This is a genomic window from Lacihabitans sp. LS3-19 (assembly GCF_024343575.1).
GTDB lineage: Bacteria > Bacteroidota > Bacteroidia > Cytophagales > Spirosomataceae > Leadbetterella.
The window spans coordinates 236,064-256,679 of record NZ_RJUA01000127.1; the positions used below are offsets into that span (position 1 = coordinate 236,064).

A 20,616-nucleotide genomic window follows, 5' to 3' on the forward strand; every position below is an offset into this window, starting at 1 on the left:
ACGTTTGCATAAATAAAAATCAAAAAAATCGCTAAAACTTAGAATTTAAGGATTAGTTTCGAAAATATTTTTACAAAAACCTTACATAAAATGAAATCAATTTTCCCCTCTGCTGTACTCTTCTTTCTAGTTATTAACCTAACTTTTGCACAAACCAAAGAGCAAGTTGCCATAAAAAATGCTCTAGAAACGCTTAGAGTAACATTACAAAAACCAACTGAAGCAAAATTAAAGGCTATAACACATTCACAATTAAGCTACGGTCATTCTGGAGGAAAAATTGAAAATCAAAGCCAATTTATTGAAGCATTTGTGAGCGGACAATCCGTGTTTTCAAATTTAGAATTTTCTGAAATTCAAATTGAGCAAGTAGGGAAAACTGCCATTGTTAGACACATCCTAAAATCTGACACTTATGACAAAGGCAAAGCACCAGGACATGTAGAACTTAAGGTAATGTTGGTATTTACCAAAATCAAATCTAATTGGATTCTTGTGGGTAGACAAGCAGTAAAAATGTAAGAAAATATTTCTTCGAAATATTCAATATTTTAAATCTATTCTACCAAAAAAACGAACAAATAGCACTAGAATTCCAACATTTTTATCAAAGTTGTCAAAATAGTATTAAAAAAAGAATAGCATCGGAATTTTAAATTAAATAATCTCCATAGATTTGAGTTTCCAAAAAAATCGAAGCAAATCGTTAGATTAAACCAAGTTTGGAATCTAGAAATAAATGAACAAAAGAGTATTAAAAGTACATCCTAAAGATAATGTAATAGTAGCTTTAAGTGACCTTAAGGGTGGTGAAATCATTGAATTTGAAAAAGCTGATTATACAATTTTAAAAGATATTCCAGCCAAACATAAGTTTGCACAAGAAGATTTTGAAGCAGGGGATGATATATTTATGTACGGTGTATTGGTAGGCAAAGCACAACAAAAAATAACGAAAGGAGAATGGATTACAATTTTCAATGTTAAACATGCAGCCAACGATTTTAATTTAGGCGAAAGAAACATCACTTGGGAAAAACCAAACGTTGACGAATTTAAAGAAAGAACTTTTTTAGGATATCACAGAGAAGATGGACAAGTTGGAACTGCTAATTATTGGATTGTTTTACCTTTAGTTTTTTGCGAAAATCGTAACTTAGAAGTAATGAAATCAGCATTAGTAGATGACCTTGGTTATGGTAAACAAACTAGATATAATTTATTTGCTAAAAAACTAATTGAACTGCACAAATCAGGCAAATCTGTTGAAGAAATATTAAACGTTGAAATCAGCCCTGAAGAAAACCAAGGCTCTGATAAATTATTTAAAAATATTGATGGCGTAAAGTTCCTTACGCATGACATGGGTTGTGGAGGCACAAGACAAGATGCTCAAGCACTTTGTGGACTTTTGGCAGGTTATATAACCCATCCAAATGTAGCTGGAGCGACTGTTTTAAGCCTTGGTTGTCAGAATGCACAATACCAAATGCTGCAAGAAGAGTTGGACAAGAGAGATAAAAAAATTTCTAAACCGATTATATTTTTAGAACAACAAACATTAGGTACAGAAGAAATTTTGGTAAGTCAAGCAATCAAAAAAACGTTCGCAGGTTTGATAGAAGCCAACAAAATAGAGCGTAAACCAGCTCCAATAAATAAGCTAATAATAGGCCTAGAATGTGGTGGCTCAGATGGCTTTTCCGGAATTTCCGCAAATCCCGCAATAGGTTATACTTCGGATCTTTTGGTGGCCTTAGGAGGAACTGTAATACTTTCAGAATTCCCTGAACTCTGCGGAGTAGAACAAGAACTGAGCGATAGATGTGTGCAGAAAGAGTCAGCCGAAAGGTTCAATCATTTAATGACTACGTACAACAATAGAGCCAAAGCGGCAGGATCAGGATTTGACATGAACCCTTCGCCTGGAAATATAAAAGACGGCTTAATAACCGATGCTATAAAATCAGCTGGGGCCGCAAAAAAAGGCGGTACCTCACCAGTAACTGATGTTTTAGACTATCCAGAAAAAGTGAGCAAAACTGGCCTTAACCTACTTTGTACACCAGGAAATGATGTAGAGTCCACAACCGCCGAAGTGGCAGCTGGGGCAAATATTGTTTTGTTTACAACTGGATTAGGTACACCAACAGGTAACCCAATAGCACCAGTTGTAAAACTTGCTAGTAATACCAAGCTTGCAGAGAAAATGTCAGACATCATTGATATAAATACAGGTTCAATCATTGAAGGCACAGAAACCATAGAGCAGGCAGGCAAAAGAATTCTAGAATTTGTAATCAATGCCGCAAGTGGCTTACAAGAAGTAAAGTCTGTAATAAACGGACAAGATGATTTCATTCCTTGGAAAAGAGGCGTGAGTTTATAAATATTAATTTTTAATTTTAATAGTAATATGGCAAAGGTATTTTTAGACGAGAATTTTCTATTACAAACCAAAACAGCTGAGATTTTATACCATGAGTATGCCAAAGACATGCCCATCATTGATTATCACAATCACTTACCTCCTGACCAAATCTTAAACGATATAAATTTCAATAACCTCAGCCATGCTTGGCTTCACGGCGACCATTACAAATGGAGAGCCATGAGAGCAAATGGCGTGAATGAGGCATATTGCACTGGAGATAAAACAGACTTCGAGAAGTTCGAAAAATGGGCAGAGACCGTTCCAAATACAATGCGAAACCCTCTTTATCACTGGTCGCACCTTGAACTAAAAGGTTACTTCGGAATTTCCGAAATATTAAATGCATCTTCTGGCAAAAAAATCTACGAAGATGCATCGGCTAAGCTTAGCACAAAAGATTATACAGTAAGAAATCTTTTGAAAATGATGAACGTCAAAACGGTTTGTACTACAGACGACCCACTTGACAGTCTAGAGCATCATATTGCTTACCACAAAGAGCTTACACAAAACCCCAAAAATACTGAGGTAGCTATGCTTCCTGCGTTTAGACCTGATAAATTTATTCTAATTGACAATCCAAATTTTGCTAGCTACTTACAAAAATTAAGTACTATCGTTGGATTCGAAATCAAGGATTATGCAAGTCTACAGAAAGCACTGAAATCAAGAGCTGACTTTTTTGCTGCCAATGGAGCAAAAGTATCAGACCATGGTTTGGAAGAAATATATGCCGACGACTTCACAGAAGAGCAAGCTGATACAATCTTGAAGAAAGTATTGTCAGGTCAAACCATCACAAATACCGAAGCATCTCTGTTCAAGTCAGCTATTTTACATTTCTTGGGCACTATGTATTCAGAGCTTGGCTGGATTCAACAGTTCCATTTAGGAGCACTCAGAAACAATAATAAGCGTGCCATGCGTTTATTAGGACCAGATACCGGTTGGGACAGCATCGGAGATTGGTCTCAGGCCAAAGCCCTTTCGAAGTTCCTAGGTAAACTAGACGAATTTGATCAGCTTTCTAAAACCATCATCTACAACCTCAACCCGGCAGACAACGAACTGATGGCTACCATGATAGGTAACTTCAACGACGGCTCAGTGGCAGGAAAAGTACAATGGGGCTCAGGCTGGTGGTTTCTTGATCAAAAAGACGGCATGGAAAAGCAAATCAATACGCTATCAAACATGGGTCTTCTGAGCAGATTTGTGGGTATGCTAACAGACTCTCGAAGCTTCCTTTCGTTTCCTAGACACGAGTATTTCAGAAGAATCTTGTGCAACATCTATGGCAATGATATCGAGAACGGCGAACTGCCAAACGACTTGCCATTTATCGGAAAAACAATTCAGAATATCTGTTACAATAACGCCAAAGAGTATTTCGGTTTTTGATAAAATATGAAAAAGAAAGTTTTGGCTTTTGGAGAAGTATTGTTGAGGATGTCGCCAGAAATGAATCTTGGCTGGGTCAAAAACAGCAGCATCCCTACTTACATAGGTGGAGCAGAGTTAAACACGGCTACTGCGTTGGCTAACTGGCATGTTCCAGCTGAATGCCTAACTGCACTGCCAAACAACTCACTATCTGATGAAATTATCGATGCCATTTCAAAAAGGAATATTGGCACAAACAAAATAATCCACTCGGGAGAAAGAGTAGGGATTTATTTTCTCCCACAAGGAGCAGACCTCAAAAACTCTGGTGTGATATATGACCGAGCACACTCATCTTTTTCGGAACTAAAACCAGGAACAATAAATTGGGCTGAAGTATACGAAGATGTAGAATGGTTACATTTCAGTGCAATCAGCCCGGCTTTAAACCAAAGCATAGCAGATTTATCTCTAGAAGCACTCCAAGAGGCTAAAAAACACAATGTAAAAGTTTCAGTAGACCTAAACTACCGAGCTAAACTTTGGAAATATGGCAAAGAACCTATTGACATTATGCCGCAACTGGTAGAATATTGCGACTTAATTATGGGGAATCTTTGGGCGGCAAATAAACTTTTAGGAATCAGCCTCGATGCAAACATAGCTATAAACAATGCCTCGAAAGAAGACTATCTTTTGCATGCTGAATTAGTTTCTAAAGAAATTTTGCTTAAATTTAATAATTGTAAATCTGTCGCTAATACCTTTCGGTTTGATTTTGGAACAGAAGGAATAGAGTATTACACCACGCTTTTTACCGAAAATCAGCTGTACGTTTCACCTCACTTCGAGAAAGAAAAAGTGATAGACAAAGTAGGGAGCGGTGATTGTTTTATGGCAGGCCTAATTTATGGATTTTACGAAAATCATAAACCACAGGATATAATAGACTTTGCAGCGGCAGCAGCTATCGGTAAATTAAACGAGCTCGGAGATGCCTCAAAACAAAAAGTAGAAGACGTAAACGGAATCTTAAAAACAATGTTTGTAAATGACTAAAGAAGATATTTTAAAGCTGATAATAGAAAAACCACTCGTGCCTGTTTTTTATAGTCCAGATCTGGAGCATACAAAAAACATTATACAAGCATGTTATGAAGGGGGAATCAGAGTATTCGAATTTACAAATAGAGGAATATTGGCAAAAACAGTATTTGCGGCTTTAGTTCCCTACGTAAAACAAAATTTCCCCGAAATGATCTTGGGAATCGGCACCATAGTAGATGCAAAAACGGCCGAAGATTACATAGCAATGGGGGCAGATTTTATAGTTCAACCAGGCACCACCAAAGAAGTAGGAGATGTTTGCGTAAAACACAATATAGCTTGGATTCCAGGCGTACTTACACCAACCGAAATATACCAAGCACTGGCCATTGGAGCTGATGCCGTAAAAATATTTCCTGGCAGTGTAGTGGGATCAGCCTATGTAAAAGCCCTTAGAGGACCCATGCCCGACGTAAAAATAATGGTAACAGGTGGCGTAGAACCTACGGAAGCCAGCCTAAAAGAATGGTTTGGGGCAGGAGCTAATGCAGTAGGCTTAGGTTCGCAGCTATTCAAAGACTTTGGAGACATAGACGTTTTTAAAAATAAAGTGAAAGAATTATTTACTTACATTCAACCCTAAACCCGAGAAATATGAACAACAAAATCGGAAATTATCGCTGGACCATCTGTGCTCTGGTGTTTTTTGCCACCACTGTAAACTACCTCGACAGACAGGTAATCAGTTTACTAAAATCAGTTCTATCGACTGACCTAAAATGGGACGATGGTGACTACGCCAACATCGAAATCGCCTTCAAACTTTTCTATAGCTTTGGTATGCTCATAGCAGGTAGAGTTGTAGACAAACTAGGCACCAAAAAAGGTTATGCAGTGGCCACAGGCCTTTGGAGTTTAGCTGCAGTAGGCCATGCATTTGCCAACTCAGCCTTTGGATTTATGATAGCCAGAGCGGCATTAGGTGTAACCGAAGCTGGCAATTTCCCAGCGGCCATAAAAAGTACAGCAGAATGGTTTCCGAAAAAAGAAAGAGCATTAGCAACAGGAATATTCAACTCAGGCACAAACATCGGAGCCATTGTAGCCCCACTTACCGTACCTCTGATAGCCGTTTATTGGGGATGGCAGTGGGCATTTATACTTACAGGTCTTATAGGATTCATTTGGTTGGTATTATGGCAACTATATTATACTTCACCGCAAGATTCAAAAAAACTAAGTAAAGCAGAGTTTGATTATATACACTCAGACAAAGAAGACCAAGCATTAGAAGAAAACACCGAAAAAGTACCATGGATAAAACTACTAGGATATAGACAAACTTGGGCATTCGCCATAGGCAAATTCCTAACTGACCCAGTATGGTGGTTTTACCTATTCTGGTTGCCTGACTTTTTACAAAGCGAATACAAACTCACATTGATGGAAATGACCATTCCAGTGGCAGTAGTATATCTAATATCTACGATTGGAAGTGTAGGAGGCGGATATTTACCTATGGCATTTATCAATAGAAATTGGCCAGCATTCAAAGCCCGAAAAACCTCTATGTTTATATTTGCAATGTTCGTTTTTCCAGTAGTTATTTCACAGTGGGCAGGCTCTATTAACATGTGGCTAGCAGTGTTAGTAATAGGCATAGCTGCAGCAGCACACCAAGCCTGGAGTGCCAACATATTCACCACAGTATCAGACATGTTCCCTAAAAAAGCCACAGCTTCCGTAACAGGAATAGGTGGAATGGCAGGTGGCATGGGCGGAATATTGCTAACATGGGCCGTTCAAAAAAACATGTTTGTTTATTATAGAGAACTTGGTCAAATAGAAACCGCCTACTTCATCATGTTTTGGATTTGTGGAGCGGCGTATCTTTTAGCATGGCTAATTATGCATTTCTTGGTACCAAGAATGAACAAAGTAGAATTATAAACAAAACCACAATCATACATTTCGTAAAAATAGTTGTCTCTCAGGCAACTATTTTTTTTACCCCAAAGCTTCTGTGTCTCATGTTTGTGCCGCCAATGTTTGTGTCCTCGCAAACATTTCATCGTCATCAAACATCTCATTGTCGCCAATGTTTGTGTCCTCACCAAACATTGGCGACATCACAACCAAAATCTCCACTAAACCAAATCGAAAGACAGGGTAGAATACCAATCATGCGGCCTGCTAAAGCACCGGGCTATCCGTTACAAGTCCTCGCGGCTACGCCAGCTGTGGGCTTTTCACTACTATCCCTGGCCGAAAATAAGACAGAAATTATCATCAAAAAAGCATCTAAAACCCAAAATCGTCAACAGCAAAAATCACTGAAAACAATTAACAACCCGCATTAAAAAAACTAAATTTCCCAAAAAATAAGCACAAAAAAATACACCGCAGGATAAAAAACCTGATGCATTGTAACCGTTGGATTAAATTTTGTGGCGAAAATTAGGCAAGAACAATACTAGCACTGTAGATTAGCACCCCGATATATAAGTACCTGAATACAAATATATTGGATATTGAGAGCAAAACTTTACATCGCAATAGAGCGTCCCATTGATTCTATTGCAACCTATAAAAACAGAAACATGATAACTAAAGCTACCGTATCTGAGAGATGGTTGTTGTTAGGCTTTATTGCCATATTCTTCCTCTATGTCGCAATAACTCCAAACACCGCCCCACCCGGAAAATACGACCGTACCTGTTGGATCACATGGTCCAATTACATTTACAACAACGGCCTTCAAAATATCTACAAGTTTGGCGTGGACTATCCACCGCTATACCATTACATGCTTTATGTATATGCCGTACTTCAAGGTGGTGATACCGAAAGCATTGTATTAGGCATAAACAAAATCAAATACATCACTTTGTTCTTCGAAGTTATTGGTGGATATTTTCTATATCTCATAGTCAGAGGTACCTTCAAGACAAACTGGAAGGCCTTCAGCTCTACCCTATTTATATTATTCAACATAGCCTATTTCTACAACAACATCATCTATGGACAAATAGACGGCATTTATACTTGTTTCTCCTTTATTTCAGTATATTATGCCATTAAAGAAAAGCCCGGAATAAGTTTACTGGCATTAACATTGGCATTGAATCTAAAAATCCAAGCCCTGATATTCATACCGTTGATATTTTTACTCAACACCAACAAGCTCGTAGGAAATTTTTCAATAAAAAACATTATAAAATGGCTTTTGCCGTCTTTAGTGGTTCAAGTTTGCATACTTCTTCCTTTTTATTTAGCTGGTGACCTGTTGGTGGTAATCAATGTGATAAAAACCTCGATAGGAAGGTACACTTATGTATCTATGGGAGCATACAATCTGTGGGCTTTGATTTTCAACGAACCCTTTCAGATGCACGACGGATTTGGTATAGGCGGACTAAGCTACAACACTATTGGCTTTCTGTTTTTTTGTTTGTTTTCGTTTATTACCCTTTGGCCAACATTCTCCAACATCGCCCTTGGTATCATTTTAAAGCAAAAACCAAAAAAAATATCAACTGAAAAAGCCCTATTGATAGGCACGATATTACCTATCGTATTTTTCTATTTCAACACCCAGATGCATTCCAGATATATACATTCAGCTATACTATTTGCAGGAGCTTACGCTCTGTATAGCAAACACTACATCCCGTATATCCTGATAAGTCTAGCGTATTTTCTAAACATCGAAGGTGCGGCAAAGATTTTCAAAGGAGATATATTACCTTATGAAATCTTTATTTTTCAACCAAACATAGTCTCAATATTATATTTGCTCACGCTGATCTCACTTTTAGTGATTCTGTATACCACAAAAAAACAAAAACAGTATTACTAAGCTATGCGTTGATTTTTCAGTTCGGCCACATCTGCCTGTAGGTTCTGTATAGAATTATATACTAAATCACTTATCGGACTATCTGATGGATTAAGACTGCATACAAAACTCCAAAGCTCAAAAACCTCCTCTGGTTTAACTTGGTAAGGATAATACGCTTTATTGTCTGAATGCAAATGAATGGTACCATCCTCTTCTAACTTATTATAAAGCCTCTTATAAACCAAGCCATCGTTTTGCGTAAGCACTACGTAAGTTTTTCCATCTTTTATGTCGGTCAATTCTTCCACGTATTTGCCTATTATGTAGGCACCTTGTTCTATTGGCGGCATAGAATCACCCTGAATCGGGAAACCCCTAAACTTTCCCGAGTCCGTAAAAGGCAAAGAAATACGCGGCAGACTTTCGATAAAAGACTCATCACTGTAGCCTTGCAAATATCCAGCCGAAGCCCTAATGGGCACCAACTCCACCAAATCTTTCCCCTCACCATCCACCATCACCGGAAACAATATCCTGTTGCCCCCAATTTTTAGTAAATCTCGCAGATCATTAACTTTAGTAAGGTCAATTTTCAACAATGAATCTATCGAAACATTGAAATACTCCGAAAGTCTAACTATCAAATCAATAGGTGGCTCAGCCCTATGCTCTTCCCAAGAGCTTAATCGCGACCTCGTGATATTAAGATCATTGGCAAGGTATTCTTGTGAAACACCTCTCAAATGACGCAAATGGGCTATATTCTTACTTATTTTCTTCATTGCTAAATATTTAGGCATAAATCTGGTAATTTTTTAAGTAAAAACCAAAATACCAAACCAATAAATCTCATTTTGCTAAATTATTTACCAACCGATGTTTAGCAAATGTTTGAGGTAACACAAACATCACGCACCGCACTCGCCAAACCGTCTGTGAGGACACAGATGTTGGCGATGGGTGGCAAAAAAACACCAAAATCAGACATGAGTACAATAGACAAACAAATAGGTTTTGATTATCTTTGAAGCTCAATTTCAACCAAATATAAGATGAATCTCAATATCGACGCCAAAGACAAAATCACCTATGACGCCATAGTAGTGGGCTCAGGAATAAGCGGTGGCTGGGCCGCAAAAGAACTTTGCGAAAATGGGCTTAAAGTATTACTACTCGAAAGAGGCAGAGATATAAAACATATAGAAGACTACAAAAACGCCCTCAAAGCTCCTTGGGAGCTAGAACACAGAAACAAAGTCACCAAAGAGTTAAAAGAGAAATTCCCCGTACAAAGCTCCGAAGGAAACTACCCCATCAACGAAGCAAACCAAGACTTTTGGTTACCCGAAGACGTAAGTCCGTACATCAGCAAAAAGCCCTTTGACTGGTATCGAGGTGCTGGTGTGGGAGGCAAATCTTTGCTGTGGGGAAGGATGGTATTTCGTTGGAGCGACTTTGACTTTGAAGCCAATGCAAGAGAAGGGATAGCCATCGATTGGCCGATACGCTATAAAGACATCGAGCCTTGGTATGCTTATGTCGAGAAGTTTATAGGTGTAAGTGGCAGTTATGAAAAAATTCCCCACATGCCCGACAGCGTGTTTCAGCCAGCCATGCAAATGAACTGCGTAGAAGAAAGCTTCAAAGAAAAAATGAAAGCCAAATATGGCCGTGATAGAATAATAACCATGGGCCGAGTGGCACATATCACCCAAGCGACTGACGAACAAACAGCTCTTGGAAGAGCTTCGTGCCAATACCGCAACGCATGCTCCTCTGGCTGCCCTTATGGTGCGTATTTTAGTACACAAGCAGCTACACTGCCAGCAGCTATGAAGACAGGAAACCTGACTTTGCGGCCATATTCTGTCGTCTCGAGCGTTATCATAAACGAAAACACGCAAAAAGCCGAAGGTGTGGAAGTAGTAGACGCCGAAACCAAAGAAGAATTAAAATTCTATGCCAAAGTAATCTTCCTGAATGCCTCCACAGTGGCAACCACCCAAATTATGCTCAATTCAACCTCTTCGAAATTTACCAACGGGCTAGGAAACGAAAGCGGACAATTAGGCCGTAACTTAATGGACCATCATTCGCGAGTGGGGGCTTCGGCAGATGTTGAGGGATTTGAAGATAAATATTATTTTGGCCGCCGAGCCAATGGCATCTTTGTGCCAAGGTTCAGAAATATTGGTAACGACAAAAGAGATTACCTCCGTGGTTTTGATTTTCAGGGAGGTGCTGGCAGAGCTGGCTGGAGCAAACATCTACCAGGAGACATGTTTGGAGCAGAACTCAAAGAACAAGCCTCTTCTGTGGGAGGTTGGAACATAAACATAGGGTCGTTTGGTGAGTGCTTGCCTTATGAAGATAACAAAATGTATCTCCACGAAAGCGAAAAAGATCAATTTGGATTACCTAAAATAGTATTCGATGCTGAAATAAAAGAAAATGAGCAAAAAATGAGGGTGGACATGCAAAACGATGCTGCCGAAATGCTCGAAGCCGCAGGTTATAAAAATGTAAAATCCTATAAAAAAGAAGATTTCCATTTGGGACTATCTAAACACGAAATGGGAACTGCACGCATGGGTAGAGACCCAAAAACCTCGGTACTCAATGCCAACAATCAAGTTTGGGGATGCGAAAATGTATATGTTACAGACGGAGCCTGTATGACTTCATCAAACTGTGTAAATCCTTCTCTAACCTATATGGCCCTGACCGCTCGTGCCTGTGAGCATGCAGTGAGCGAGTTGAAACGCATGAATTTATGAGGCAATTAGTTTGCTAGGAGCAAAAAAACAAAAATCAACTACCGCAAGTAGGTAAGAAAGTTTTTTTTCATACTTCTCAACAATTTATCTGAAATTGGCAGACAAAATTATCTCTACTAGTTCTTTATATAAAAACTAATGATTTCAATAAAAAAGTGTTAGTTCTGATTTTGTTTTTTTATAAAATCGAGTACTCAGTTGAATTCTATTATTTCGCTATAAATAGGATTTAGCATATATAAACTTTACATTCATCTTTCTTTAGCTTATTTTTTCTCAAAAAAATGAAATTAAAACTCCTATTTGTATGTATTTGGATTTTGTCCGCTTGTGCCACCACATCTACGCCAAAAACCAACAAAAGAAAAGATAATATTAATGATGGTTATAGTTCTCAAAATGGGGGAAACTATACTGGGTCGGCTACAGAAGTAAAAGAGCTTGGAAACAATATTTCGCTCGATGTCTATCTTAGAAAAGTGCCTGGCGTATCAGTAAGAGGTGATGGTGCAAATGCCGAAATTTTAATTAGAGGTGCTTCTAGTTTGAATGCAAACATGGAGCCTTTATTTGTACTCAATGGCACTAGCTATTCTGGAAATTTTAGCTCACTATTTCAGAGTATAAATACCAATGATATTAAATCTGTTTCAGTCTTAAAAGATGCATCAAGTACTGGCATTTATGGCTCTAGGGGTGCAAATGGGGTGATTGTAATAACATTGAAAAGCGGAAATTAAAAAAAACACCACCAAGCAATGCTCGGAGGTGTTCTATTACCCCTATTCCCATGAAAATTATTTTGCTACAATCGAAGGTTTTAAGCTACCAATTACCGTCAAAAGCTCATTCTTTTCAGTCATCGGCACACTAAACTTATCCAATGCACCTGAAAGATTTCCAGCCAATGAGTTGAATTCAACCTCAGTAATGTTCATTCCAGTATGTGCGGCCACCATACTTTTTCCAGTATATTTTTGTGGCCCACCTGATGCCTCGCCTATTTGGTCAATCAGGTTTTGTCTCAAAGAGATCAATCTTGGAGAGTTCGCACCTTTTTCGCCCACTTCGGTTAGCAAAGGTTGGAACGTTCTAACCATGTCTGGATTTGCAGCTACCCTACCAATAAATTCATCCACTACTGCTGAGATAGCACTTACTCCTCCTAATCTATCATAAAGCGAAGGTGTGGTGGCCATTTCCTCATCTTTATTACATGATGTAAAACTTAGGCCCATTACTAAGGCTATAACAGAAATTTTTACCATTTTCATAATTGTACTTTGTTTATGTTTAACGAATATTAAATGCAAATTTTATTTTTTCTAAATTCTGAATATACTCCATCGGAACGGGGCATTGAGGCCCTGGAGGCGTGTCTGTACTAAAATCTGCCTTCTCAAATTTCAAGTTCTCAGATTTTAAAATGTCATTTACTTTACTCTCTGTAATCTCATCTGGATAAAAAACTACTGACAGCATCTGACTATCAACATTTCCAGCTACAGCAGAAATCCCTTTTATTTTTTCAATTTTATCATTCAAATATTCAAATTGTGCCTCATCGGCTTCCTCATTTAATTTATAGATAGACAGCTGAGAGTTTTTGGCGTAAGCATGAAGCGGTTTAGGTTCCCAATTTGCATATACCAAAAAAGCAATGAAAAACACGCCAATACTTATTCCAATTACTTTTAATGTTTTACTTATTATTTTCATTTTAATAGATGTTTTCACTCACATACGCCTCAGGTTTAATTTTGGATTGATTTTTTATAAATATTTTTTCAATACCATAAATATTTGAGTTTTAATTTGGTCTAGACTTTAAATATTTTGACCTTTGTAGTCTTAAAAAAATGTGTAAAATTTTAGGTTTACACACCCAAAAAATATTATGAGCGACGCTATCAAACACGAATGCGGCATTGCCCTCATTCGGCTCCGAAAACCTCTCGAATACTACATCGAGAAATATGGCACACCTCTCTATGCAGTTAACAGACTGTATGTTTTGATGGAAAAACAGACCAACCGTGGTCAAGATGGTGCAGGTGTAGCTAACGTAAAGATTGAAGTTCCTCCAGGTAGCAGATACATTAGCCGCTACCGCTCAGTTGAAAATCGGCCGGTTGTCGATATTTTCAAAAAAATCAACGAGAAATATCTTGAAGTCCAAAAAGAGAGTCCTGAAAAACTTAAAGATTCTGCTTGGCTTCAAAAAAATATAGCATTTTCGGGCGAAGTATGGTTGGGCCATTTGAGATATGGTACTCACGGTCGCAACGAGATAGAAAACTGCCACCCGATGCTTCGCCAAAGCAATTGGAGAAGTAGAAATTTGGTGTGTGCGGGAAACTTTAACATGACCAATGCTGACGAATTATTCAGAAAGCTAGTACAACTGGGACAACATCCAAAAGACCAAGGAGATACTATTACTGTTTTAGAAAAAATAGGTCACTTTTTAGATGAAGAAAACCAAAGAGTTTTTGAGCGTTTCAAAGGAATCTATGAGAATCCAGCTTTAAGCGATATTATAGAAGACAACATGGACATGCAGCGTGTCTTGCACCGTTCATGTCGTGATTTTGACGGCGGGTATGCTATGGCAGGCGTTACGGGTTTCGGTGCTTCATTTGTAGTGCGTGACCCAGCAGGTATCAGGCCAGCTTACTATTGGTACGATGAGGAAGTAATAGTGGTGGCCTCTGAGCGAGTAGCAATAAAAGCCGCTTTTGGTGCCAAATATGACCAAATAGTAGAAATCACGCCTGGAAGTGCATTGATTATTGATAAATATGGCGAATTCGGCGAATTCAATATTTTACCAAAAGTGGAGCGTAAATCTTGTAGTTTTGAGCGTATATACTTTTCAAGAGGCTCAGATCCAAGTATTTACCAAGAAAGAAAAGCTCTTGGACGTTTATTGATTCCTCAGATATTAAAAGAAATCGATTACGATTTAGAAAATACAGTATTTTCATACATTCCGAATACTGCCGAGGCGGCCTTCTATGGTATGGTTGAGGGCATTGAAGATCATTTAGCTGAATGGAGAAAAGAGCGTATAAAATCTGGTAAACTCACGGATGAAGAACTTGATAAATTACTCAACTTCAAACCAAGATTTGAAAAATTGGTTTCGAAAGATGTAAAACTGAGGACATTTATCACTAACGACGACGACCGCTCTGAGATGGTCTCGCACGTGTATGAAATGACACATGGGGTAATCAGAAAAAAAATAGACACTTTGGTTATTATTGATGATTCAATAGTAAGAGGCACCACATTAGAGAAAAGTATCCTTAGGCTTTTGGATAGATTAGGGCCTAAAAAGATTGTAATAGTTTCTTCTGCTCCACAAATCCGCTACCCAGACTGCTATGGTATAGACATGTCTAAAGTGAAAGAATTTGTGGCATTTAGGGCAATGTTGGCTTTGTTGAAAGAAAGGGGTATCGAGTATAAAAAAGAAGAAGTATACAGAGAAGCTATTATCCGTCAACAAAATGGCACTTTGCATCACGAAAATTTGGTAAAAGCTCTTTTTGAACCTTTCTCAGATGAAGACATTTCTAACAAAATCGCTCAGATTATCAGTCCAGAAGGTATTGAAGCTGAAGTAGCTGTGGTTTATCAAACTGTGGACAACTTGCATCAAGCAAGTCCAAACCATCTTGGGGATTGGTATTTTACTGGTAATTATCCTACTCCAGGTGGTAATAAAGTAGTAAATAAAGCTTTCATAAATTTTATGGAAGGAAAGTTAGTGAGAGCTTATTAAACAATTGGTTTCTAAGTTAGTTTTAAAATTAAACGTAAAAGTAACTTTAAGCAGATAGACCTGTTTTTCTCAAGTGGTCACCTTTCGGAATAGCATAAATATTGGCAGTAAGTTCTTTAATACCAATAAGCTTTAGACAATCTTTAATACTTAAAGATTGGTTTTTTGTAGATTCTGTTGTTTGATTCGAGGTTTTCATTGATTTCAAAGAATATTGGACAAATGTAACAATTGAGCGAAAATTCGCAAAAAATATTTTTAGTTTTTTATTTTCCGGAAATTTTTCAGTTTCAAAGTATAAAATACAGTACAAAAAATGAGAAATAATATGACAAAATGCAGTATTCTAAAAAAAATACTTTTTGTATTTATTTTAAGCTTTTTTAGCCTTAAATCTACAGCTCAAGATGTAGAATCCTTAAAGAAGGGGGTTCTCGAAGCTATGGGTGGCAAAAAAAACTATGATAAAACAAGATATATCCAATGGACATTTTTCGGAAATCAGTCCCTGATCTGGGATAAACAAAAAAGTAGAGTAAGAATAGACTTTTTGAAAGAAAACTCCGTATATATTCTCAATTTAAACGATAAAACAGGTAAAATCCTTAAAAAAGGTGAAGTGCAAACTCACCCAGACAGCCTCAATAAATTTTTGGAGGATGCTAGAAGAATTTGGATTAATCATTCCTATTGGTTGGTAATGCCTTGGAAACTTGATGACCCTGGCGTAAGTCTGAAATATATGGGAGAAACTAAGACACAAGACGGAAATGATGCGGAATATTTGGAGATGACTTTTAAAGAAGTTGGCGTAACACCAGATAATAAATATTGGATTTATTTTGATAAAAATTCACATCTTATCAGTCAGTGGAGCCATTTTTCTAAATACACTGACGAAAAACCTAGATTTACCATGCCTTGGAAAGATTATAAGCCTTATGGCAAAATTTTACTTTCAGGTGATAGAGGTGAACGCAAATTGACAGATATTGCCGTATATAATAAAGTAGACGAGAAAGTTTTTGAGGATTTTAAGAAACCAGAATTATAAAAGTGAGTAAAACATTAAAGACAGGGGTATTATTGGTTAATTTAGGAACGCCTGACTCCCCTAGCGTACCTGACGTTAGAAAATATCTAAGGGAATTTCTTTGGGACGAACGCGTGATTGATATCCCAACTATTCCAAGATGGTTATTAGTAAACGCAATAATTGCTCCTTTTAGGGCTCCAAAATCTGCCAAAATTTACAAAGAACTTTGGCTAGAAAATGGTTCTCCTTTGAAAATATATGGTATGGCCAACGAAAAAGACCTTCAAGCTAGACTTGGTGAGGATTATGTCGTAAAACTTGCCATGCGTTATCAAAATCCTTCCATACAATCTAAGTTGGATGAATTTCAGACTGCTGGAATCAAGAAATTGATTGTAATTCCACTTTTCCCACATTACGCCTCGGCATCTACAGGCTCTGTGTACCAAAAAGTTTTTGAGATTATTTCCAAGTGGCTTATAATTCCTGAATTCTCAATAGTAAATCATTTTTATTCAAATCCAAAATATATAGCTGGCTTTGTTGCCAATGCTAAAAAACACATGGATAAGTTTGATTATGAGCATTTCTTGTTTTCATATCATGGTATACCTGAGCGTCAATTGACCAAAGGGGATTGTCACAATGTATGTAAGTTTGGCACATGTTGCAACCAAATCAACGAAAAAAACCAGCACTGTTATAGAGCACAATGTTTTGAAACAACTAGGTTATTGGTAGAGGCTTTAGGTCTAAAAGAAGGAACATATACCACAAGTTTTCAATCAAGACTGGGTAAAACACCTTGGATAAAACCTTATAGCGACGACGTCATTAAAGAATTTGGCCAAAAAGGAATCAAGTCAGTATTGGCTTTTTCTCCTGCATTTGTATCTGATTGTCTTGAAACTACAATAGAAGTTGGAGACGAATACAAAGAGTTGTTTGAAGAGCATGGTGGTGAGAAATGGGATTTAGTAGAAAGTTTGAATGATTCTGAAAACTGGGTGGACCTTTTAGAAGAATTGGTGTTTGAAAATACCGTAAAAAAATAAATTCTTGCAAATATTATCGAAAGGTATCTTTTTTGCGTTAGAATCCTAATAAGATAAAATTGATTTTGAAGAAAATATTCGGGCTGTTTGTTTTAAGTGTTGGATTAAATTCCTGTTTTTTGTTTGGCGATGGTGGTGGCGGAACAGTTGACCCTATAGATTCTACAGCAATACTTCCGAGTTTTAATGCTAATCCGCAGATTTTTGATACTCCCGCAAACAAAACTAACGAAGCATCTGGAATAGCCCCTTCGCATAGTTTCCCTGGACAATTATTTGTCCATGATGACAGCCAAGCAAAACCAGGCCTTCATATTTTCTCCAGTACAGGAGCATATCTAAGATTTGTAAATTTTGCTGGAAATAACCGGGATTGGGAAGATATTGCAACTGGAGTAGGCCCAATCGAAGGTGTAAATTATGTTTATGCTGCGGATATTGGAGACAACAATGGAGATTTTAATGAATATTATATTTATAGATTCCCTGAGCCCGATGCCAATCAAAAAGATATAAATGATTTTGAAACCATCATTTATCATTATCCAAATAAGCAAACCATCAATGCGGAAACATTACTTTTAGACCCAAAAACTAAAGATTTGTATGTGATTACTAAAGATGAGTTTAATGTAAAAGTGTTTTTACTAAAATATCCACAGCCTGTTAACACTTCTTTTGAAGCCCAGTTTTTGGGCACAATACCCTATTGGGGGATTACCGCTGGGGACATTTCTACTTCTGGTGATGAAATACTTCTAAAAACCTACTTAGCAGCTTTTTATTGGAAACTCAAAAAAGGGGAAACGATTTTTCAAGCTATATCAAGAACCAGAGACATTGGCTTACCTTATATTCAAGAACCACAAGGTGAAGCTATTTGTTGGGACATTAATGCTAAAGGCTACTTTACAATAAGTGAAAGAGCTGAACAAGCAGCCGTGCCCAAACTATATTACTATTCAAAGAAATAAAAAAAAGTGTTTTGAAAGATTTCAAAACACTTTTTTTACAACATAAATTTTCAAAAAATCACCCAAACATCTTCATTTTACCACTTGGGCTCATTTTATTGAATTTTTTCATCATTTTTTTCATTTGTTCAAACTGTTTCAACAGGTTATTAACTTCTTGAATAGTTCGGCCTGCACCACCCGCAATTCTTTTTCTACGATTTCCGTCTATAATATCTGGTAACTCACGCTCTTTTGGTGTCATACTTTTTATGATAGACTCAATAGGTTTGAATGAATCATTGCTGATATCAATATCTTTCACCGCTGCACCCATACCTGGTATCATGCCCATCACGTCTTTGATATTACCCATTTTTTTAATTTGTTCTAGCTGGCTTAGGAAGTCGTTGAGATCAAAGCTGTTCTCACGCATCTTCTTATTAAGCTTGCGAGATTGATCCTCATCAAAAGCCATTTGGGCTCTTTCTACAAGAGATATCACGTCTCCCATGCCCAATATCCTACTCGCCATACGGTCAGGGTGGAAGATGTCTAAGTCTTCCATTTTTTCGCCTAAACTCATAAACTTAATAGGCTTGTCTACAACCGCACGAATCGAAAGTGCAGCACCACCACGCGAATCACCATCAAGTTTGGTCAATACTACGCCGTCGAAGTTAAGACGCTCATTGAAGGTCTTAGCAGTATTTACGGCATCTTGTCCAGTCATGGAGTCAACCACAAATAGAATTTCTGAAGGTGAGATGGTTTTTTTGATATTTTCCACCTCATTCATCATCACTTCATCTACTGCCAAGCGACCGGCAGTATCGACGATAACTATACTTTTGCCTTTTGCTTTAGCCTCCGCCACAGCGTTTTTAGCTATTGAAACAGCGTCTTTATTGTCAGGTTCAGCGTAAACATCCACACCTATCTGCTCACCCAAAACCTGAAGCTGGGTTATCGCAGCAGGACGATAAACGTCACAAGCTACCAACATCACTTGTTTGCCTTGCTTTTTTAGATATGCAGCAAATTTACCTGAGAAAGTTGTCTTACCAGATCCTTGCAGACCAGCTATCAAAACTACTGCAGGAGAACCTTTAAGATTGATACCCTGAGCCATACCGCCCATCAACTCTTGCAACTCTTCTTGTACAATTTTAACAAATAACTGACCAGGCTCCACTGCAATCATCACCTTACGGTCAATTGCTTTTTGTTTTACACGGTCAGTGACATCTTTGGCCACTTTATAGTTTACGTCGGCATCCATCAAGGCCCTACGTATTTCTTTAACTGTGCTGGCTATATTTACATCGGTTATTCTTCCTTTACCCTTTAAGGTTTTAAAAGCACCGTTGAGTTTATCTTGAAGATTCTGAAACATACCTGATTATTTAGAAATTGAGGTGCAAATTTAATAAAAAAAAAGAAGAGAAATGTAAAAAATAAAAAACCCAAGCTAGTTTAGCTCGGGTTCTTTTTCAAAGGTTTTTTAGTTTGGCTACAAAATGCTACTATTAAAGAGCAGTAGCAGTTCTGTTAACGTTTGTAGCTATTTCGAAAGACTTAATCAATTTGTCTTTTCCTGTTACTACTTCAAAATAATACTCTCCATCTACCAAATTTGATAAATCATATACTTTGCTAAAGTTTTCAGTTTTGTAAGCATATTCACTATGCATCACTTCTCCTGAAGCATTTTTTATTGCTATATATGTTTTTTTATCTAGATTATCGAGTGTCAGTTTGAATTTAAGACCCTGTAGAGCCTTCACTTGAAGCTCACTTGCTTCGTTTGCAATTTCAATGATTTTAATACCATTGAATGCTGGTGCGTTGTTTGCGAAAGTTGTTGTTGTAGCTGATACTCCCATCAATACTGCAACTGTTAAAATAAGCTTTTTCATAATTTTCTTTGTTTGTTTTCTAATTTGATAAAAATTTAAATCTTGTTTCTTTACATCAATAAATCTACCGTTCTAGAAAACCTTTGATGTTGCAAATGTATAGAATAAACTGAATACGTGTCAATTAGAAAAACAGACCAAATAGAAAGTTCTTCACAGGGTGCCATGATAATATTGGAATAATACCATACATATACGAAAAGTACAAGCATTGGGTAGAATGTTACAATGCTATTTAATATTCTCTTAATTTTGGCTTTAGGAGGATATTTAGAAAAAGATAGGACATGGATTTGATTTTTGGAAATTTATTATTGGAATGGTGCAATTTGGATTTTCTATTAATATTTTCAATATCATACTCGCTATGTTAAATTTGT

At 37.4% G+C, this 20,616-nt stretch carries 20 protein-coding genes; 14 read left to right on the plus strand and 6 right to left on the minus strand.

Features of this window, described 5'->3' with window-relative positions:
* Positions 1-90 precede the first annotated feature (90 nt).
* From EGI22_RS21610 to EGI22_RS21640, 7 genes are all read left to right on the plus strand, one after another.
* A complete protein-coding gene (locus EGI22_RS21610; protein ID WP_255070599.1) occupies positions 91-522 on the plus strand; it encodes a nuclear transport factor 2 family protein in 432 nt (143 codons plus the stop codon).
* A gap of 217 nt (positions 523-739) precedes the next feature.
* Positions 740-2,389 carry a UxaA family hydrolase gene (locus EGI22_RS21615; RefSeq protein WP_255070601.1) on the plus strand — a complete coding sequence of 550 codons (1,650 nt, stop codon included), beginning with the start codon at positions 740-742 and terminating at the stop codon, positions 2,387-2,389.
* Positions 2,390-2,416: 27 nt separating this feature from the next.
* On the plus strand, positions 2,417-3,835 hold the full coding sequence (uxaC, locus tag EGI22_RS21620) for a glucuronate isomerase (protein WP_255070602.1): 1,419 nt from the start codon (positions 2,417-2,419) through the stop codon (positions 3,833-3,835).
* 6 nt (positions 3,836-3,841) lie between these two features.
* A complete protein-coding gene (locus EGI22_RS21625) occupies positions 3,842-4,876 on the plus strand; it encodes a sugar kinase (protein WP_255070603.1) in 1,035 nt (344 codons plus the stop codon).
* Complete coding sequence (locus tag EGI22_RS21630; RefSeq protein ID WP_255070604.1) at positions 4,869-5,507, plus strand: bifunctional 4-hydroxy-2-oxoglutarate aldolase/2-dehydro-3-deoxy-phosphogluconate aldolase; 639 nt, start codon at positions 4,869-4,871, stop codon at positions 5,505-5,507. Before EGI22_RS21625 ends, EGI22_RS21630 begins: the two co-directional genes overlap by 8 nt.
* A gap of 11 nt (positions 5,508-5,518) precedes the next feature.
* A complete protein-coding gene (locus EGI22_RS21635) occupies positions 5,519-6,814 on the plus strand; it encodes an MFS transporter (protein ID WP_255070605.1) in 1,296 nt (431 codons plus the stop codon).
* Between the two features lie 581 nt (positions 6,815-7,395).
* Positions 7,396-8,724 (plus strand): hypothetical protein, encoded by a 1,329-nt coding sequence (locus EGI22_RS21640; RefSeq protein ID WP_255070606.1) that lies wholly within the window; start codon positions 7,396-7,398, stop codon positions 8,722-8,724.
* On the opposite strand, the gene EGI22_RS21645 is transcribed toward EGI22_RS21640, so the two are convergent.
* A complete protein-coding gene (locus EGI22_RS21645) occupies positions 8,721-9,488 on the minus strand; it encodes a LexA family transcriptional regulator (protein WP_255070608.1) in 768 nt (255 codons plus the stop codon). The genes EGI22_RS21640 and EGI22_RS21645 overlap by 4 nt on opposite strands.
* 105 nt (positions 9,489-9,593) lie before the next feature.
* Between EGI22_RS21645 and EGI22_RS21650 the strand changes: the two genes are divergently transcribed.
* From EGI22_RS21650 to EGI22_RS21660, 3 genes are all read left to right on the plus strand, one after another.
* Positions 9,594-9,734 (plus strand): hypothetical protein, encoded by a 141-nt coding sequence (locus EGI22_RS21650; RefSeq protein ID WP_255070609.1) that lies wholly within the window; start codon positions 9,594-9,596, stop codon positions 9,732-9,734.
* A 24-nt stretch (positions 9,735-9,758) separates the two neighbouring features.
* Entirely contained in the window at positions 9,759-11,483 is a 1,725-nt protein-coding gene (locus EGI22_RS21655; protein WP_255070610.1) for a GMC oxidoreductase, read from the plus strand.
* 284 nt (positions 11,484-11,767) lie between these two features.
* Positions 11,768-12,223, plus strand: coding sequence for a TonB-dependent receptor plug domain-containing protein (locus EGI22_RS21660; RefSeq protein WP_255070611.1), 456 nt, complete (start codon positions 11,768-11,770; stop codon positions 12,221-12,223).
* Positions 12,224-12,280: 57 nt separating this feature from the next.
* On the opposite strand, the gene EGI22_RS21665 is transcribed toward EGI22_RS21660, so the two are convergent.
* Together EGI22_RS21665 and EGI22_RS21670 are read right to left on the minus strand one after the other, a co-directional pair.
* Positions 12,281-12,757 (minus strand): group 1 truncated hemoglobin, encoded by a 477-nt coding sequence (locus EGI22_RS21665; RefSeq protein WP_255070613.1) that lies wholly within the window; start codon positions 12,755-12,757, stop codon positions 12,281-12,283.
* 19 nt (positions 12,758-12,776) lie between these two features.
* Positions 12,777-13,202 carry a hypothetical protein gene (locus EGI22_RS21670; protein ID WP_255070614.1) on the minus strand — a complete coding sequence of 142 codons (426 nt, stop codon included), beginning with the start codon at positions 13,200-13,202 and terminating at the stop codon, positions 12,777-12,779.
* A gap of 178 nt (positions 13,203-13,380) precedes the next feature.
* Between EGI22_RS21670 and EGI22_RS21675 the strand changes: the two genes are divergently transcribed.
* Entirely contained in the window at positions 13,381-15,273 is a 1,893-nt protein-coding gene (locus tag EGI22_RS21675) for an amidophosphoribosyltransferase (RefSeq protein ID WP_255070615.1), read from the plus strand.
* 46 nt (positions 15,274-15,319) lie between these two features.
* Here EGI22_RS21675 and EGI22_RS21680 read toward each other — a convergent pair whose 3' ends face one another.
* Entirely contained in the window at positions 15,320-15,472 is a 153-nt protein-coding gene (locus tag EGI22_RS21680; protein WP_255070616.1) for a hypothetical protein, read from the minus strand.
* Positions 15,473-15,589: 117 nt separating this feature from the next.
* Between EGI22_RS21680 and EGI22_RS21685 the strand changes: the two genes are divergently transcribed.
* From EGI22_RS21685 to EGI22_RS21695, 3 genes are all read left to right on the plus strand, one after another.
* Entirely contained in the window at positions 15,590-16,327 is a 738-nt protein-coding gene (locus tag EGI22_RS21685; protein WP_255070618.1) for a hypothetical protein, read from the plus strand.
* 2 nt (positions 16,328-16,329) lie between these two features.
* Complete coding sequence (gene hemH, locus EGI22_RS21690) at positions 16,330-17,364, plus strand: ferrochelatase (protein ID WP_255070620.1); 1,035 nt, start codon at positions 16,330-16,332, stop codon at positions 17,362-17,364.
* 65 nt (positions 17,365-17,429) lie between these two features.
* A complete protein-coding gene (locus EGI22_RS21695) occupies positions 17,430-18,338 on the plus strand; it encodes a PE-PGRS family protein (protein ID WP_255070622.1) in 909 nt (302 codons plus the stop codon).
* Positions 18,339-18,396: 58 nt separating this feature from the next.
* Here EGI22_RS21695 and ffh read toward each other — a convergent pair whose 3' ends face one another.
* Positions 18,397-19,713, minus strand: a complete 1,317-nt coding sequence (gene ffh, locus EGI22_RS21700; RefSeq protein WP_255070624.1) for a signal recognition particle protein — start codon at positions 19,711-19,713, stop codon at positions 18,397-18,399.
* A 133-nt stretch (positions 19,714-19,846) separates the two neighbouring features.
* Positions 19,847-20,236 carry a hypothetical protein gene (locus EGI22_RS21705; protein WP_255070625.1) on the minus strand — a complete coding sequence of 130 codons (390 nt, stop codon included), beginning with the start codon at positions 20,234-20,236 and terminating at the stop codon, positions 19,847-19,849.
* Positions 20,237-20,616: the final 380 nt, after the last annotated feature.

Excerpts from the sequence above, each read along its gene's own strand:
- EGI22_RS21610 (WP_255070599.1), top strand. The coding sequence starts at position 91 with ATGAAATCAATTTTCCCCTCTGCTGTACTCTTCTTTCTAGTTATTAAC.
- EGI22_RS21615 (WP_255070601.1), top strand. The coding sequence starts at position 740 with ATGAACAAAAGAGTATTAAAAGTACATCCTAAAGATAATGTAATAGTA.
- uxaC (WP_255070602.1), top strand. The coding sequence starts at position 2,417 with ATGGCAAAGGTATTTTTAGACGAGAATTTTCTATTACAAACCAAAACA.
- EGI22_RS21625 (WP_255070603.1), top strand. The coding sequence starts at position 3,842 with ATGAAAAAGAAAGTTTTGGCTTTTGGAGAAGTATTGTTGAGGATGTCG.
- EGI22_RS21630 (WP_255070604.1), top strand. The coding sequence starts at position 4,869 with ATGACTAAAGAAGATATTTTAAAGCTGATAATAGAAAAACCACTCGTG.
- EGI22_RS21635 (WP_255070605.1), top strand. The coding sequence starts at position 5,519 with ATGAACAACAAAATCGGAAATTATCGCTGGACCATCTGTGCTCTGGTG.
- EGI22_RS21645 (WP_255070608.1), bottom strand. The coding sequence starts at position 9,488 with ATGAAGAAAATAAGTAAGAATATAGCCCATTTGCGTCATTTGAGAGGT.
- EGI22_RS21650 (WP_255070609.1), top strand. The coding sequence starts at position 9,594 with ATGTTTGAGGTAACACAAACATCACGCACCGCACTCGCCAAACCGTCT.
- EGI22_RS21655 (WP_255070610.1), top strand. The coding sequence starts at position 9,759 with ATGAATCTCAATATCGACGCCAAAGACAAAATCACCTATGACGCCATA.
- EGI22_RS21660 (WP_255070611.1), top strand. The coding sequence starts at position 11,768 with ATGAAATTAAAACTCCTATTTGTATGTATTTGGATTTTGTCCGCTTGT.
- EGI22_RS21665 (WP_255070613.1), bottom strand. The coding sequence starts at position 12,757 with ATGAAAATGGTAAAAATTTCTGTTATAGCCTTAGTAATGGGCCTAAGT.
- EGI22_RS21670 (WP_255070614.1), bottom strand. The coding sequence starts at position 13,202 with ATGAAAATAATAAGTAAAACATTAAAAGTAATTGGAATAAGTATTGGC.
- EGI22_RS21675 (WP_255070615.1), top strand. The coding sequence starts at position 13,381 with ATGAGCGACGCTATCAAACACGAATGCGGCATTGCCCTCATTCGGCTC.
- EGI22_RS21680 (WP_255070616.1), bottom strand. The coding sequence starts at position 15,472 with ATGAAAACCTCGAATCAAACAACAGAATCTACAAAAAACCAATCTTTA.
- EGI22_RS21685 (WP_255070618.1), top strand. The coding sequence starts at position 15,590 with ATGAGAAATAATATGACAAAATGCAGTATTCTAAAAAAAATACTTTTT.
- ffh (WP_255070624.1), bottom strand. The coding sequence starts at position 19,713 with ATGTTTCAGAATCTTCAAGATAAACTCAACGGTGCTTTTAAAACCTTA.
- EGI22_RS21705 (WP_255070625.1), bottom strand. The coding sequence starts at position 20,236 with ATGAAAAAGCTTATTTTAACAGTTGCAGTATTGATGGGAGTATCAGCT.